Genomic DNA, 16240 nt, shown 5'->3' on the forward strand with positions numbered 1-16240 from the left:
AGGTCCCCCCGCGCTCCAAGCGGATTCTGTTCGTGCCCGGCAGCGGAGTGGACTCCTCAAGGGCTTGGAGCAGTGGAGCTATGCCGATACCAAACGCATGTTACGAGAACTGGAGACGTGGTTACGGACCAAGAACGAGTCGGCCGCAGATTCACTCCTGGAAGCCTTCCAGGAGCTGTTGACGCTTCATCGGCTGAAGGTGCCGGCGTTGCTGTACAAAACGTGTATTTCAACCAACCCGATCGGGAGCATGCTCTCACCGTCTGGCACACCGAGCGGAATATCAAGCGCACACGGGAAGAGGTCGATATGCCTCAGCGAACAAAATAAAAGTCAAGGTGACACGACCCCGGCTCCACGACGTGATATCCTGCTCCCCTCGAAAGTGAGTCCACCCATAAGACATAATGCTTTTATTCAGGAGGTGGATCATGGCAGAGGAACCAGACGAACCCATTCAACGTTGGACCGCAAAACGGCGAGTAACCCTAGTGTTGAGTATTGAGAAGGGAGAAACTTCGGTAGTCGAAGCGGCTCGAGCCCATGGACTAACCGTCGCCGAGGTGGAGGCCTGGCGCGAACGATTTCTGGTGGGAGCGGAAAATGCGTTACGAAGTCGGCCCAAGGACGAAGAGGCCCTCAAAGATGAGCAGATCAGGAAACTCAAACAGAAAATTGGGGACCTGGTGGTCGACAATGATGTCTTACGGGAAGCCTTGAAACCGTACCCTAGGGATGTCCGACGCCTCGGAACGCCGGGTCTGTTCAGTGTTACAGGTCGCTCGGGCTCGCATGCGCAGACGCTCAGGGGGCAGCGAGCAACGACGCGCGTGTCCGAAGCCTTAGCCACTCCGCTGCAGCAGTTGTTTAAGCAGCATCCTACGTATGGCTATCGACGACTCTGGGCACTGTTACGATACGGGGGAGGGCTGCACGTGAATCGGAAAGCGGTCTATCGCGTGCTACGCATTAGGCAATGGCTCGTCCATCAACGGACCAGGACCCCACGGCCCCGCGTGTAAAGTCGGCGGAGTCGGACGACGGAGAGTAATTGTCGATGGGCGATGGATGTCACGCCTATTCCGTGTGGCCAGGGTGGCTGGGGGACGTGATTGATGGTCATGATCGAGAGCTGATCGGCTATGAGTTTGCCTTGCGGGGGAGAGCCAAAGAGGCTGAACAAGCTCTGGAAGCCGGTTGTATAGCTCGCTTCGGGACCCTCCGGCCTGTTGGGCCCACCCCAGTCCTCCGAAGTGACAACGGCTTAATTTTTCAAAGCCGCCGCTTTCGCCAAGCCTGTGGAGGCTATCGCTTGACCCAGGAGTTTATCACTCCCTACACGCCCCAACAAAATAATGGACTCATTGAAGGGATCTTTCGGAGTGTGAAAGAAGAATGTGCCTGGCAACACCGCTTTGAGAATTTTGAAGAGGCAAGGCAGATTATTAATCAATGGCTGCGGTGGTATAACGAGGAGCGCCTGCATCAAGCCTTGCAGTACCGAAGTCCGCGGCAATTTCGCCAAGAACAATGTTCACAGGTGGCTTGATTTCAGGGGAGCACTACAGTGATACGCAGGGAAATGCGGCTCAAGTCCTATTGGCACTTTTCCGAGAAAATTGGTGGAGAAACTCCTGCGCGGGACCTCGCCGCAGAAACCGGCGGAGACCGTCCGCAGGATTCGGTCAGGCATTTGTAATGAGCTTATAGACAACCTCAAAAGCAGAGGACGACTAGTGAAAGCAGAGATAATACATGCACTGACTGATTACTTCCATAGCACTTACAATACGGTGCTAAAACCGGATGAAAACATATTTCACTCGGGGATAATTGACTCTCTAGGATTCGTGGCGCTGGTTACCTTTCTTGAGGAAAAATTTGATACTTCTCTAGAACCCGAGGACCTAATCGAGGATAACTTCGACTCCCTAGATACGATAGCTAACCTCATATCAGGCAAAAAAGAATGAGACCATACTTGTTTCAACATTCTCTAGAATTTTCGGCAGAAAAATATCCTAAAAAACAAGCAATAAAGCACAATGATGATTTTATAACATATGAAGAACTCTGCCCTAAGGCTGCGGCTTTGGGATATGAACTAAAGCAAATCGGAATACCTAAAGGGGAAAGAATTGGCATACTACTTGACAAGTCAATCAATCAGGTCATATCCCTTTTGGGAATTCTTTATGCAGACATGATCTTTGTCATCATAAACCCCATGCTTCGTGCAAGCCAAATTCAGCATATTTTATCTGATTGCTCTATTGAATGCGTAATCACCTCAAAGAAATATCTAAATAAAATTGGATCAGTCATGGAAGAAAGTAAAGTTAAAAATTTATTATTAGAAGATAGCTTTAATGAAATCATCAGCAACAATTATGGTAAAAGGCCAGATTGCCTTAATATAAGTGATGATATCAGCAACATTATTTACACTTCTGGCTCGACTGGACTACCAAAGGGCATAGTGATAAGCCATCGCAATTTGATTGATGGCGCAAGTATTGTCAGCAAATATCTCCATATAACAGAGGATGAAAGAATACTCGGTTTATTGCCATTTAACTTTGATTATGGCTTAAATCAACTCACTACAACCCTTACAAAGGGATGTACCATAGTCCTATTTCAGTTCTTCATGCCTAATACATTCTTGAAAATTTTGCTCGAGGAAAACATAACCGGTCTCGCTGCCATTCCTCCTATTTGGGCGTCAGTATTTAATCCCAAGCTATGTAAGATCGATGATAGCCAGCATTTTTCAGAATTAAGATATATAACCAATTCGGGGGGCAAACTTCCTGTTGCTACGGTGCGAAAAATAAGAAACGCATTTCAAGACACCAAACTCTTTTTGATGTACGGCCTTACAGAAGCGTTTCGATCAACCTATCTTGACCCAGAAGAAGTAGATAAAAAACCGGACTCCATAGGAAAAGCAATACCTAATGTTCAAGTAGAAATCATAAACGAAACCGGCAAACCATGTAGACCAGAAGAAGTCGGAGAGTTGATACATCGCGGTGCTTGCATTGCAAAAGGATATTGGAATAATCCTGAACTCACGGCTAATGTTTACAGACCAAATCCGCTCTTTCCCAATGGCAATCAATTCCTTGAAACGGTGGTATATTCAGGAGACCTTGCAAAAAAGGATTCTGAGGGCTTCATCTATTTCCTGGGGAGAAAGGACGCAATGATCAAAACAGAAGGATATCGCGTTTCCCCAACGGAAGTTGAGGAATTACTCATGAATTTTGGTGGGATAAACGAAGCTGTGGTTTTCGGCGTGGAGATAGAACACATTGGGACGAAAATAATTGCTATTATTACAGCAAACGGTGAAATCGAGATAGACGATGTTATTGCTTACTGTCGGAGAGAGGCTCCATCGTATCTTGTTCCTCATGAAATCATTCTAAGGGATAATCTTCCGAAGACCGACACGGGAAAGATCGACAGAAAATTCGCCATCAATGAGGCAATCGAAAAGCATGTCAATTGATTTTCTCAGCATAGCCAAGAATCACAGTACACCTCTTTATGTATATGATTTTGATGCCATTCAATCACGCTTACGTCAATTAAGGTCATTATTCGGAGAAAACATACAACTCTATTATGCCGTTAAGGCCAATTCAAATCTGAAATTATTAACTTATATGCGACGATTTATAGACGGATTAGATATCTCCTCTGCAGGCGAGATGAAACAGGCCCTTTTGGCTAGCTATCAAACAGATCAGCTAAGCTTTGCAGGCCCTGGGAAAACGACCCAGGAGCTTGAGTTTGCCGTAAAGAATGATTGTGGCAGCATTAATGTAGAGTCAATTGACGAGATCAAAGCACTCATAACTATTACGGAACAACTAAACTGCAAAGTGAACATCTTCCTTCGCATCAACCCTGCTCAACTCACCCCACAATTCGCAATTAAAATGGGAGGCAAAGCAACCCAGTTCGGCATTGAAGAGGAAAACATCGAACAAGCAATATCTCTCATTTCACAACATAATCACCTATTTAATTTTATCGGGTATCACATCTATGCGGGCACCCAGTGCCTTGACCCACAAGGTCTGCTCGATAACATAGCCTACACACTCAATCTGGTTCAGAGATTAGTTTCACAACATAGCTTAAAACCCCATAAGCTCAACCTTGGCGGTGGGTTTGGTTTGCCGTACTTCGAAAATGACCACGAACTTGACATCAAAGAAGTTGCCCAAAACATTAACTCTATGCTCAGGACTTTTGAGAAAATAAATTCGTTGAATTTAACCTACGTTTTAGAACTTGGTCGATATATAGTTGGAGAATTTGGCTACTATTTAACCAAAATATTGGCTACAAAAGAGTCCCGTGGCAAAACTTATTGCATTGTAGATGGAGGCATGCATCAAAATATGTCTGCGGGTGGAAATTTCGGACAGATAATAAGAAAAAACTATAAGATTCGTAACCTTTCTCATTGTTCTGAACCAATGAAAAAAGTAGACCTTGCGGGCTGCCTATGTACAACCCTGGATACTCTTGCTACGAACATTTACATAAACTCTCCGAAAGTGGGAGATGTCCTGTTATTTGAAAACTCAGGGGCATATGGGTTTACAGCCTCACCATTACTTTTTTTGGGGCATGAAACACCTAAAGAGATTCTTATTAGGGAGGGTCAAATGGAAATAATCCGATCATCAAAGCAGCTAACAGATTTCAATTAGGCTCAAACTTTCTCAAATGGTCGCCATGGAAAGAATCTGCAGCGCTGACCTTCCGAAAGTACTGCCCCTACTATCCGAGTTCAATCCGCAGTCCGTGGAAATAGATTAAGGTAAATTATTCAACTACAATTGGAAGAAAGCTAAAGACAATTATGGTCTCTACAGAGCGAATCTACAGCGCTGACCTTCCGAAAGTACTGCCCCTACTATCCGAGTTTAATCCGCAATCCGCGAAAATAGATTGGGCTAAATTATTTAACTACAATTGGGAAAAAGATGAAGACTATTGTGGCCTTGGCCTTCTTCACGGGGGAAATGTAGTAGGATTCCTTGGTACCATCTTTAGCCGCAGAAGAATTAAAAACAAGGAAATAAAGTTTTGCAATCTCACTTCCTGGTATGTCAAAGAAGAGTTTCGGAATAAAGCGCTATCTCTTATGTGGCCCATTCAAAGACTAAAGGATTATACAGTTACTGATTTAACTCCTACACGTGATGTGAGCTTAATACTTGACAAGCTTGGATTCGATGAATTGGATTCCCGAATCAGAATTTTACTTCCTTTTCAGTGTGGAAGGAGAAAACACGATGCTCCATCTGCCGTATTTATCAATGATGGTAATACAATAATAGATTTGCTGAGTGACACTGACTCAAAGGTATTTCATGATCATTTACCTTCTCAATGTAAGCACAGCGTTATCAAAGACAAGCTAGATTACTGCTACATTATTTACACCGTGATTTCCGTGCGGAAAATAAATTGCGCATATATTCATTATTTAAGTAATTTAGATCTTTTCCTAAAATACAATGATCAATTCAGGAATGATTTGCTAACCTCCTGCAACGCTAATTTTATTATTCTGGATTCTAGGCTTGTAAGGAATGAAAATTTACCGTCCAGCTTTACCTTTCCAGTTCGGGCTCCAAAATTCTTCAAATCATCTATATTAACTGCTCAACAAATCGATAACTTATATTCAGAACTCACTTTACTAAATGTAAGCACAATTCCCAGACTCCGAAGCCTTGTTTGGGATGCGCGCCATGTACTTTCCAATTGGAAGGACCACCTTACGAAATTTAAAAGATCCTAGGCTATATGTAGGCTTGATATGGAATTACAGTCCTATCCATGCTCGCTTGTTAAATTGGGCAAGCCGAAAGAGCTGGTAGCAGTGGTCCCCCTCTATTGGACAGCTATTTCCAGATGCTAAGTGAAATCAGAAGTGGGCCCACGATGCGGGCTCCATCTACTTTGGCGATCAAAAGATCCACGCGATGCGTTCCCGGCTTCGCGACGTGGTCCGGGGGGAAATGCCGCTCCCGTCCTATCAGCGTTTGAAGACCCCCGGGCAGTTCTACGAGGAGGTGTTGGAGAAACTCTTACGCGGGGTCTCGGCGCAGCAATACGAGGAGACCGTCCTCGACGCGGCACAGGCCTTCGGCGTCTCGCCATCGACCATTTCCCAGAAGATGGTAACGCTGACGGCCCAGAAGCTGAAGGCCTTCCAAGAGCGGTCGCTGGTGGCGTTCAGGCCATTTGCAATCTTCCTCGACACGATCCACCGGGGCGCCGAGGCGTTTCTCGTCGCGCTAGGCGTGGACGTGAGCGGCCAGAAGATGGCCCTGGGCTTTTGGCAGGGCTCCTCCGAGAATCACGAGATTGGCGGCGCGCTGTTCGCCGATCTGGAACGCCGCGGCCTGGTGCTCTCCAAGCGGATCCTGTTCGTGACCGACGGGGGGAGTGGCTTGCTCAAGGCGCTGCGGGAACGGTTCGGCAAGAAGCTGGTGCATCAACGCTGTGCGCTCCACAAGAGTCGGAACCTGCAACGGCATCCGGCCAAGCGCTACCGCAAAGAGGCCCATCGCCGGCTCACCACGGCGTTGGAACACACGAGCTACGCCGATGCCAAACAGATGCTGCGAGAGCTGGAGACATGGCTGCGGACCAAGAACGAGTCGGCGGGGGATTCGCTTCTGGAAGCCTTCGAAGAGTTGTTGACGTTGCATCGGTTGAAGGTCCCGCCACGGCTGCGCAAGACGCTGATGTCGACCAACCCGATTGAGAGCATGTTCTCACTGGTTCGCCACAGCGAGCGGAATATCAAACGCACCCGAGGCAGCGCGATGCTCCAACGTTGGCTGGGGACGGTGTTGCTGTACTGCGAGCAGCAGTTTAAGCGCGTGAAAGGCTTTGCAGGGACTGCGCAAGTCCTTGCGACCATCGAGGCCGAGCACATGGAGCAGCCATTCGCTCCGAGAAGAAGGTGGCGTAAAATAGGGAGCCGCTCAGAAAATTTCAACGGACTTCTTGACAATTTCCTATTTTTGGCCGTGGTACTGAACACGGTTCCTTGACAAGTCAAATGTCTGGGAGATGAAACCTCAGTGTGGACACGATCTGGTAATACAAGGGGTCCTGAAGACGATGTGTTAACGCACCACTACGAGACCTGCGTTCGAGATTTGGATTGCTAGACGCTGTTTTTATCCTAAGCGAGACCGCTAGAAGTCTATTTACATTAATGTCCTCCAAGGCGACGCATACTACACCAAATCCATCTACCACTAAAAGAAAGACTTGATAGGCTCGGATCGCAATGATGAGTCGCTTCATTTCCTCGAGAATAGTAAAAGAGCGGTCATCACCAACAGGACAGAAAAACCGTTACCGATAGCCAGAGGCGAATTGCCATGAGGACCCCTAATAGTCCGCTACCTAATCCTAGTAGCGGAAGGGGACTGCCTGATACCTCCTGTCCATAGGTAATCGCAAGAATGAGAAAAATGAAATGTGAACCCGTCAGCGAGAAGCTTGGCAATGGTTAAATATCCAAAATTCGGGAATCATCTATAATCTTGCCCTAGCCTGGCTCTCGGTTCCTTCATTCATAACACAGCCGTTCTCTTAGGAGGCAAATGGTTCTCAAATACAGATAGGGCAGAGTTACATGCCTGCCCATTCTCGTTACCCCATCAACATGACGAACACCAACTACCCTACTCCACCGAATAGCCTCAACAATGGTATGCGTCCAACACCTGGAAGCCTGTAGACATATCTAGGTGGCAGCCGTGGAATGGGGACGGGCAGGACTTCAACAGGATTTACGAATCTTGGCAGGAGACTCCCCCAAGCGTTTGAAACGTATCCAGCCTCATGCGAAAGCTCCACTGCCAGTGCAGATCCCCTATACCAGGGAAAGCAGAAATGCTGCGCACGGCTGCCTGGGAGTCTTGCTTCGATTGCTGCCTTCGAATGACGTAAGTCCTTGAGGATGGCGTTTCGCTGTTCCTCGGCAGTTTCAAATCGTTCCGGAGCAATTTCTTCCCGTGCTTTCTTCAGAATTTGGGTGAGTTGACGCCGCCAATCACGAGCCTGAAAAAAGGCCTCACCGCCATGCTCTGCTACGTACCTGACACACAACTCTTCAATCTGAGTGTTTTCGAAATAGGCCGGATGTACAGACATGCGAGCATTCCATTCATATATGGGTGAGCCCCAGAGGTTATGAAGTTCCGGACTCAGACCATCCCTATTTTGTTGACGAGCTGGCGCGAGATCAGATTGCAGGAAGGAGGTGGAAAGGCCGGGCCTTGTGAAATCCACAACTTTCGAAGAGATTGGAATACTGTGATGGTACAGAGAATGCGACTGGAAATCGATGACACCGCTTCTATGCATTTCTAATATCTGTGGCCAACTGCAAAGAGCACGGCCTGTGTCATTTGCATGCAGATTTGCTACTCCATCTGACACTCGCCCAGGAACTATATAAGCCACGGCCCTTTGCTTGAACTTAATGAGCAGGGGAAAGGCAACGGTGTATAGGCTGGCTTGACCATCATCGAACGTCAGCATCACTTCACGTTTACGTCGTAAAGATGTATCGACTATCCGTTCGTAATATTCATCTCCCGTTAGGGTTACATAATTATTATGGGCGATAAATTCCAAGACCGGTTCGAGGCTGGCAGTTGAGACGTCGTGAAACTGAAAGACAGGTATCTGTTCCGGGTCCACATCCGAACGAACAAATGCCGGGTAACGTCCGAGTCCCAATCCGAGCAGCTCGTTACGATTCTTCTCAAAGCTTCTCTTTAAATCTCGTATAAACAAGTTACCATCTTACGTAGGAGTAACCACACATTCAAACGCGTCCAGCGTGGCTCTTGCCGTCTTTTCCCAGGAGAAACGCGCCGCATTTTCATACCCCTTGGCAATAAGGGTTTGTCGGAGGTTCTCATCGGTCAACACTCGGACAATGGCATTCGCAATATCCGCTACGTCCAGTGGATCGACATACATGGCGGCATTGCCTGCTGCTTCGGGCATTCCTCCTGTACGACTGGTGACTAAAGGGCAACCGCAAGCATTCGCTTCGATATTTGGGAGTCCAAAACTTTCATAGTGTGAAGGAAACACTGTTGCGGCAGCGAGATTGTAAAACGCCACCAACTCATTCTGTGGAACATAGCCGGCAAAATGCACACTTTCCTTTAGTCCCAGAGTCTCAATCGCATTCAGGTCATTCTGGTACTTCCAGCGCATCCCTCCTGCTACGACGAGGTGAATGTTCATATCTTTTCTCACCGTAGAAAACGCTTCCAATAACCGGCCAAAATTCTTACCAGGGTAAATATGCCCGGCGAACAGAATAAATCGCCGTGGAAGATTATATTTTGCTCTAACAACCTCCAACTGTTCTGGATCACTGATGGATCGGAATATGGGGTCAGTGGCGAGATAGGCCACTTTTACTTTAACTGGATCAATACCCAGGTACGAAATGATATCCTCTTTTGCTCGCTTGGATACCGCAATGATCAGTGAGGCCCGCTTTAAGTACTGCGGGTAAACTGTTTTAAAGAACCAGAGATCCGCAGACTGATGAAATTCGGGATAAACAAACCGCTCCGTCCCATGAAGCACCATGGCCGTTTTACATCTTGCCAGGAACGGGATGGCGAATTTCGTGTGAAAGATCAAGTCCAATCCTTCCCGGTGGGCATACCTCGGCACCGCCCATTGATCCCACATCCACTTGCCTTTGGCAGGTAGGTACACTTCACGAACGCGATCCGTGCCCTTAAGCGAGCCGAGATGCGCCTTGTGAGAATACAGAATGTGATACTCGTTTCGTGCATCTAGATCCAACATCGAAGGAATGACGCTTCGGGTATACACCCCGATACCCCCGTTTTCCCCCCAGGTTCTGGCACATATACCTATCCTCACGCGGAGGCCTCGTCCGGTAACGTCACTCCGTGCTTGATGAGCAGCGCCTCAATTTGTCTGGATGACGACAGGTCTGCGGCTTGTTCATCTTCAAGGGTCACACCTAATATTTCTTCAAGCTCCATGATCAGGCGCAGATGATTAATGGAATCCCATTCGGAGAATTCCCGACGTTGCAGATCGTCAATATCCGTGGGGATATCCACCTGTAGGACGACTGACAGAAACTCGATCACCCTCGCATGTGTGTTTGACATTATGTCAGTCCTTTTTTTCATTATTTTTTGTGAAACGCTGCGTGGGATTCCACCTTGAGCTCGCGATGAAGCATCTTGCCGAGGCTGTTTTTTGGCAACGCGTCGACGGCCTCGACATAAAATGGGACCTTGTGGCTCGGAAGATATCGGGTACAATGCCGGGTCACGGCCTTAAGATCCGCAGACGCCCGATCCCGAAAGACCACAAAGGCCTTGGCGACCTGGCCGAGGACACGATGCGGCACACCAAGTACGGCTACCTCGGCGACTTCTGTAAGTTCCCGTATGCAGTATTCAACCTCCACCGGTGCATATTTCCTCCCGCCACAGTTAATGACGTCGGCTTTGCGACCGTGAAAGTAAAAAAGGCCGTGGGAATCTTTGTGGCCCATGTCTCCGGTTCTCATCCAGCCTCCTGGAGCAAATAACGCTTCTGATTCATTGGGGAGGTTATGGTAGCCATGACACACGTGCGGACCGCGCACAAAAAACTCGCCCTCAATCCCGTCATCGACAACGCATCCGGCATCGTCGACAACGAACATTTCAACACCGGGTATCGGAACGCCAATGGAATCTGGATGCTCCCGAGCCATGGCGTCGGTTAGGATCGTGCAGGTGGAGGCCTCCGTCAGGCCATAGGAATTGACCAAATCCACCTCCGGGAAACGCGCTTTGATATCCCAATGGGTTTTGGGGTCGATCACAGCGCTGGAATTCATCAACAACCGCAAAGATGGCAGGTGATCGGCATTAAACTCCGGATAGACCATCAGCATTTTAAACGTAGCAGGAACCGCACGAAAGCAGGTCACAGCCTGCCCACGAATTCTCGCCAAGAGGTCCGCAGCATCAAATCGCTCCACCAACACAATTCTGCCGCCCACCTCAACCATAGGTAGCATTTGGCTGACGAGGGCGCTTGAATGACTGAGTGGCATAACAATCGCAATAACATCGTCGTGCCGATAACCGAATGCTCGTCGTGCATTTCTGGACGCGGCTCTGGCATTGGCATGCGAGCGCATGGCACCTTTCGGATTGCCTACCGTTCCTGAGGTATACATGAGTTCCGCGATATCATCAGAAGCGGGAGACAATTCTACTGTCCCCGTAATGTCAGAAACGGCTGGACCTTGCACCCAGGCATGAAAACTTTCGACATTGGCCCCTACATCCCCAATAGCTATGACACGTTCTAATGCAGGGAGAACATTCCACACGTTCGCAAATTTTTCCCAAAGCGCCTGGTGGACGATAGCAAACCGTGCACCGGAATCCTCAAGGAGAAATCGGATTTCCTCAGGTTTAAGACGTTCATCGATAGGATGAACGATTCCGCCAATTGTGGTCACCGCAAAATAGGTGAGCACGAACTCAACGCCATTTGGCGCCAATAGTCCCACGACTTCTCCGGGTCGGACTTTCCATTGCCGAATCAACTGGCAGGATAGGCGACGTATACGCCTGGCGAGTTCAGCATACGTCAGTTGCTCCCTCTCCGTGATGAGCCCGATCTTTTCAGGCCACAGACGTTCCGCCTCAGACCAAACCATGGGAAGTGTGTTCATCCTTCTTTAACCTGCTTGCGTTTTTCGACCACACGAGCGGGGTTACCCAATACCACGGTCCAAGGCAGCACATCTTTAGATACGACGGCGCCCGCACCGACAATGCTGTTTTGGCCAATGGTCACTCCATCAAGGATCTTCGCACCGATTCCAATCCAGGCCCCGTCCTCCACCACAATCCCCTTCGACACCCGAGTCTGATGAATCACAGGCGTATCGGGATCGTCATAGGCGTGGCCGCCACCGAGCATGTACGTGCCTGCTCCGATCGCGACATTGGAACCAATTGTCAGATGACTGCGGGAGACCAAAAAACAGAAGGGCCCAATGGAGACGAAATTGCCGATCGATATCGCAGAGTCATTACAACTGAGGATACTGTTCCGCCCCAATAGGATCTGATCACCCAGAACGATGGACGAGCTTGGTCCTTTTGCATCGAGTACGACAGAGTCATCAATCATCACTCCCCGCCCCAACCGGATTCGCCCAGGACAACGCAGCACGCCTCCCGATCCGAAAACCGTTCCTCGACCGACGGCGCCCAGAAGGCCGGGATAGCACTTACCCCGCATAAAATAACCGATGGCACCCGGCAATCGACCAAGCAAACCCGTGTAAAGCTCGTATTTGGCCAGGGCAACAACGGATGCCTTGCCAACAAAGATATTAAGATATCGCCGATACGGGGAAAGCGTGGCGTCCCCAAGCGATTCAACTAAAGGTCGCTCATTCATGCCGGTGCTCCTTGCCAACATACAACATAGGTATTCAATCCCTAGATTTCAGCACTTCCCTGGGTGCATCAAGAATCCCGTCATCATTGGCATAACCTCGCCCGCCATCCCGTTGTTTGAAGAAATGGTTATCATGGCGCTACCTGATACTTCAAAAAAGAGATGATGCTGGGCGTTCTCCCATTTTTCCTATTCGACCCTTCCTCGTACAAACTCCAAAAACGTTTTCCATGACTAGAGATACCCATGTTCTTCATACCAGCGAATAGTTCTTTTCAGCCCCTCATCCAAGGAAACCCGTGGAGCGTAACCAAGAATACGTTTCACCTTTTCAATTGAGAAGGCCCGATTATTCTTGAAAAAACTCACGCGTCGTTTGTGCAGAGGAGGTTCAATGCCCAAGGGCGTACACAGGGACTCACACAAGCCGGCAAGCCATTCCACCGGTCTCAACGGAAGATGTAAACGTGGGGGTGGAACCTGAAGCTGCGCAGAAATCCGATCTACGAGGTCATGTAACGGAAGGTATCCATCTCCTCCGATGATGAAGGCTTCTCCCACAGCCTTTTCATGTGTCGCGCAGAGAAGGAACCCTTCAATGACATCGTCAATATAGGCCGGATGAAATAAGACATTGCCTTTGCCTATATAGATAAACTGTCGCTTTTTGATGGTACGAAACAATTTCAGCATGCGCAGATCTTCAGGTCCGTACAGCGAAATTGGCCGGACAACACTAATGGGCAACCCTGTTTCCTGATGAAATTGCCAGACATATTGTTCCGCCTTGAGCTTAGTTTCCTGATATAAATCGGTGGGGTTGAATGGCGTTCCCTCATGAGCGGGAATCGCCTGGACATCGCCATGAACACCAATCGTACTGCAATGAACCACGCGGGCAACCCCAAACTTCCTTGCGGCATTGAGGACATTTTTTGTCCCTTCTACATTCACGGCATACGCGTCGGCCTTATCCGATCCCCCTTTACGAAAGTTGGAGACCAAATGAAAGACTTTCTCCACTCCTTGAACGGCCTGCTCCACATCCGGGAGATTGCGGATGTCTCCCCATATGACTTCACTCCCATTGTCACGGGCGGCTTCACCCTGCTTGCTTCCCCGATGGCCAAATACGCGAACTTCTTCACCCTCAGCAAGCAAGCGCCTCACCAGGTGGCTACCCAGAAATCCCTTTCCGCCGGTGACCAAGACTCGTCCCATTATGCGTGTGTATCCTTCTTGTTTTGAGCCACCACTAACAGCATGTATCCACTCGTAAAAAACAACAAATGATCCAGCTTCGAGATTATCCAGATAAATGGATAGAGCAAGGAATACATGGCGAACATTTTTTGATAGCGTTGTAGATCATTCCCGGTTACCACAAGACCTTTGGCAGAATTCCGCTTTCCACTTTTTAATAGATCAAACGCGAAGGTAATCAGCGTATCAATACATTCTGAAAAGAATTTGGAATAGGTTTTTTCCGATAGCACGGTAAATTGGGTTCCCAACATTCGGGTAATATCACCGCGTGTATAACCGGGGCGGAGGTGCCCATGCTTCGCATCCGTCTGGCCGATTGCCAATCGAATTTTCCTGAGCAAGCTCGTTTTGATATGTGGCACATTCAAAATTACTTGTCCTCCAGGTTTAACTATTCGATGCAACTCCCGGATAAACGCCTCATCATTGGGAATATGCTCTAGGAAATCGATCACAGCCACACGGTCGAATTCATCGTCGGCAAACGGTGTACCTCGATCATCAATCTGAAACACCCGTTCATGAATCAAGCTCTGAATCGCGTCCACAGTCGTTTGGTCAAGATCCGCACTTTTCCAATGTCCGCCCCGTTGGCGGAGCAAGTAGCTGAGCACTCCATTATCTGCCCCGATATCCAGACACTGTAACTGTGTCGTTTCGCCCAAGGCCTCAGTGATTTCTTTATATTTCCGTTGTTTTAAGACGGATTTATTGAAAAGTCGAATGGGCCACAGGGGCTTCTCTAATTCCGCCATGTTGCCCTTGGGTACATCCCTCGAACCATTGCCATTTCTTGTTGGGTTTGGGTCTTATTCCATCCTAACCCTTTCGAGAGGATATCCGCGCAGACCTCCAGGGGCTTATCGCCGGGATATCCAGCCGTCCCTACCTCTGTTCGGCGAAAAACCACGTCACTTAATCGCTGAGGCATTTCTTCCCGCAAGGCATACTGCACTTCCGCTTGTAAAATCCTGATAGATTCTGACTCAGAATGGGGCTCCCTACCACCGGTATCAGGACAATATTTTAGGACATCTCCATAGGAAGAACCATAATTGTAAACCAACCGTTGCACAGCCTTCGCACTCAATCCCTGGCGAGGGCTTTTCATTTCCTGACTCAAAAATTCCTGAAATTTAGAGATGGCCCCCCCGCGAATAGGGGTATGAGACGTTTGAGATTGTGGTGGAGTCTTGCCCAAAACCTGAAACACTTGATCAACCACTCGTTCTCCCACCCGTCGAGCCGTTGTAAACTTGACGCCTACAAGCGATATAACATTTCTGGCTCCAACGTCTCCCCTGGTCCGGATGGAAGCTTCGCTTTCAAGCTGAATATCTCCACCACGCGACTCGACACTCGCCCCCGGGAGCAGGCCGCCATTGACAAATTTCACATCGTTCATTTGAAGAGCAGCTTGGGGATAGACCTGATTGATTTCCTGTAAAAATTCATGCATATCTTCTTCGGAAATGCTAAATTCGTCCGGCTTTCCTTCATAAGAGCGATATGCGGTCCCAATGAGGGAACACCCACGCCAGGGCACCATAAACAACAGTCGTTTTCCTTTATTCAGCAAAGCCCGGTCATCGGAATATTTCCCCCTGGCCGCCAACCCCACGGCATAGGATGAGAACAACGGACGCGTGAGAATATTAAAGGCTTTGACCCACGGGATCCGATGGTTGCTGGGACGATCAGACAACATATCTTCCGTCTGATCCAACCACGGGCCGCAGGCATTGACCACCACTTTCGCTTCAACCTGCAAGCGCTCACCCGATAGCATATCCTCAGCTTCAATCCCCCGAACATTGTCCTTCCCTTTGAGATAACCAACCACTTTGACATAGTTGGCCAGCTCCGCCCCCATCGCCACAGCCGAGTGAAGAAATGACAGCAGTAACCGTTCAGAGTTGTAGACCATGCCATCATAAAACACCCCGCCACCCGTCAGATTTTGTGCCTGAATATTCGGTAGCAATTCCAAAACCTGACTTCGTGGAAGAATTCGTCCTCTTGGAATATGCTTTTGGGGATCCTCCAATCGATTTCGATCAAACCCGACAAGATCATTAATCCCTAAGGCACACGCGAAGACCTCCTTTCCTCGCAGACCATGTCCATACGTGGGGATAAGGACTGGAAGGGGATGGACCAAATGCGGGGCAATCCGCATCAGCGCCTTTTGTTCATGTAACGATTCCCGCATTCGCGACAAATCCCCATGTTGTAGGTAGCGAAATCCTCCATGAATAATTTTCAAGCTGTTCGCCGAAGTCCCTGAACCGATATCACCTTTTTCAAGCAGAACAACCGACAATCCACGGAGGCTCGCATCCCACGCCACACAGGCACCGTAAATTCCTCCTCCCACCACCGCCACATCATAACGGGAATTGGCTAAACGGGTTAAGTTTCTGGTCATCAT

15 protein-coding genes and 2 pseudogenes are annotated in these 16240 nt (G+C 48.6%); 9 read left to right on the forward strand and 8 right to left on the reverse strand.

The window, feature by feature from the left end; translation table 11 throughout:
- Nucleotides 1–58: 58 nt before the first annotated feature.
- From PQG83_RS21145 to PQG83_RS09735, 9 genes and pseudogenes are all read left to right on the forward strand, one after another.
- A pseudogene (locus PQG83_RS21145) lies at nt 59–306 on the forward strand (IS256 family transposase); the annotation flags it as partial.
- Nucleotides 307–431: 125 nt separating this feature from the next.
- Nucleotides 432–1022: an IS3 family transposase gene (locus PQG83_RS09705; RefSeq protein WP_312748882.1), complete on the forward strand. Its 591-nt coding sequence runs from the start codon at nt 432–434 to the stop codon at nt 1020–1022.
- Nucleotides 1023–1057: 35 nt separating this feature from the next.
- Nucleotides 1058–1549 (forward strand): integrase core domain-containing protein, encoded by a 492-nt coding sequence (locus tag PQG83_RS09710; RefSeq protein ID WP_312748884.1) that lies wholly within the window; start codon nt 1058–1060, stop codon nt 1547–1549.
- A gap of 18 nt (nt 1550–1567) precedes the next feature.
- Nucleotides 1568–1699 carry a hypothetical protein gene (locus PQG83_RS09715; protein ID WP_312748886.1) on the forward strand — a complete coding sequence of 44 codons (132 nt, stop codon included), beginning with the start codon at nt 1568–1570 and terminating at the stop codon, nt 1697–1699.
- A 94-nt stretch (nt 1700–1793) separates the two neighbouring features.
- On the forward strand, nt 1794–1973 hold the full coding sequence (locus PQG83_RS20960) for an acyl carrier protein (RefSeq protein ID WP_376753588.1): 180 nt from the start codon (nt 1794–1796) through the stop codon (nt 1971–1973).
- Between the two features lie 8 nt (nt 1974–1981).
- Nucleotides 1982–3517, forward strand: coding sequence for an acyl-CoA ligase (AMP-forming), exosortase A system-associated (locus tag PQG83_RS09720; RefSeq protein WP_312748887.1), 1536 nt, complete (start codon nt 1982–1984; stop codon nt 3515–3517).
- A complete protein-coding gene (locus PQG83_RS09725) occupies nt 3507–4733 on the forward strand; it encodes a type III PLP-dependent enzyme domain-containing protein (protein WP_312748889.1) in 1227 nt (408 codons plus the stop codon). The genes PQG83_RS09720 and PQG83_RS09725 overlap by 11 nt, the downstream gene beginning before the upstream one ends.
- Before the next feature lie 152 nt (nt 4734–4885).
- Nucleotides 4886–5833, forward strand: a complete 948-nt coding sequence (locus tag PQG83_RS09730) for a hypothetical protein (RefSeq protein ID WP_312748891.1) — start codon at nt 4886–4888, stop codon at nt 5831–5833.
- A 127-nt stretch (nt 5834–5960) separates the two neighbouring features.
- Nucleotides 5961–7007: pseudogene (locus PQG83_RS09735) on the forward strand (IS256 family transposase); the annotation flags it as partial.
- A gap of 727 nt (nt 7008–7734) precedes the next feature.
- Here the strand turns inward: PQG83_RS09735 and PQG83_RS09740 are convergent.
- From PQG83_RS09740 to PQG83_RS09775, 8 genes are all read right to left on the reverse strand, one after another.
- On the reverse strand, nt 7735–8859 hold the full coding sequence (locus PQG83_RS09740) for a polysaccharide deacetylase family protein (protein ID WP_312748895.1): 1125 nt from the start codon (nt 8857–8859) through the stop codon (nt 7735–7737).
- 9 nt (nt 8860–8868) lie between these two features.
- A complete protein-coding gene (locus tag PQG83_RS09745; protein WP_312748897.1) occupies nt 8869–9978 on the reverse strand; it encodes a glycosyltransferase family 4 protein in 1110 nt (369 codons plus the stop codon).
- The gene (locus PQG83_RS09750) at nt 9975–10235 is read right to left on the reverse strand and encodes an acyl carrier protein (RefSeq protein ID WP_312748899.1); all 261 of its coding nucleotides are present in this window, start codon (nt 10233–10235) and stop codon (nt 9975–9977) included. The genes PQG83_RS09745 and PQG83_RS09750 overlap by 4 nt, the downstream gene beginning before the upstream one ends.
- Before the next feature lie 20 nt (nt 10236–10255).
- Nucleotides 10256–11791, reverse strand: coding sequence for a class I adenylate-forming enzyme family protein (locus tag PQG83_RS09755; protein WP_312748900.1), 1536 nt, complete (start codon nt 11789–11791; stop codon nt 10256–10258).
- A gap of 11 nt (nt 11792–11802) precedes the next feature.
- Nucleotides 11803–12543, reverse strand: coding sequence for an acyltransferase (locus tag PQG83_RS09760; protein WP_312748902.1), 741 nt, complete (start codon nt 12541–12543; stop codon nt 11803–11805).
- A 234-nt stretch (nt 12544–12777) separates the two neighbouring features.
- Nucleotides 12778–13764, reverse strand: a complete 987-nt coding sequence (locus tag PQG83_RS09765) for an NAD-dependent epimerase/dehydratase family protein (RefSeq protein ID WP_312748904.1) — start codon at nt 13762–13764, stop codon at nt 12778–12780.
- Nucleotides 13764–14564, reverse strand: coding sequence for a class I SAM-dependent methyltransferase (locus PQG83_RS09770; RefSeq protein WP_312748906.1), 801 nt, complete (start codon nt 14562–14564; stop codon nt 13764–13766). Before PQG83_RS09770 ends, PQG83_RS09765 begins: the two co-directional genes overlap by 1 nt.
- Nucleotides 14552–16240 carry a glycerol-3-phosphate dehydrogenase/oxidase gene (locus PQG83_RS09775; protein WP_312748908.1) on the reverse strand — a complete coding sequence of 563 codons (1689 nt, stop codon included), beginning with the start codon at nt 16238–16240 and terminating at the stop codon, nt 14552–14554. Before PQG83_RS09775 ends, PQG83_RS09770 begins: the two co-directional genes overlap by 13 nt.

Origin of the sequence: Candidatus Nitrospira neomarina (assembly GCF_032051675.1) — a bacterium.
Classification (GTDB): domain Bacteria; phylum Nitrospirota; class Nitrospiria; order Nitrospirales; family UBA8639; genus Nitrospira_E; species Nitrospira_E neomarina.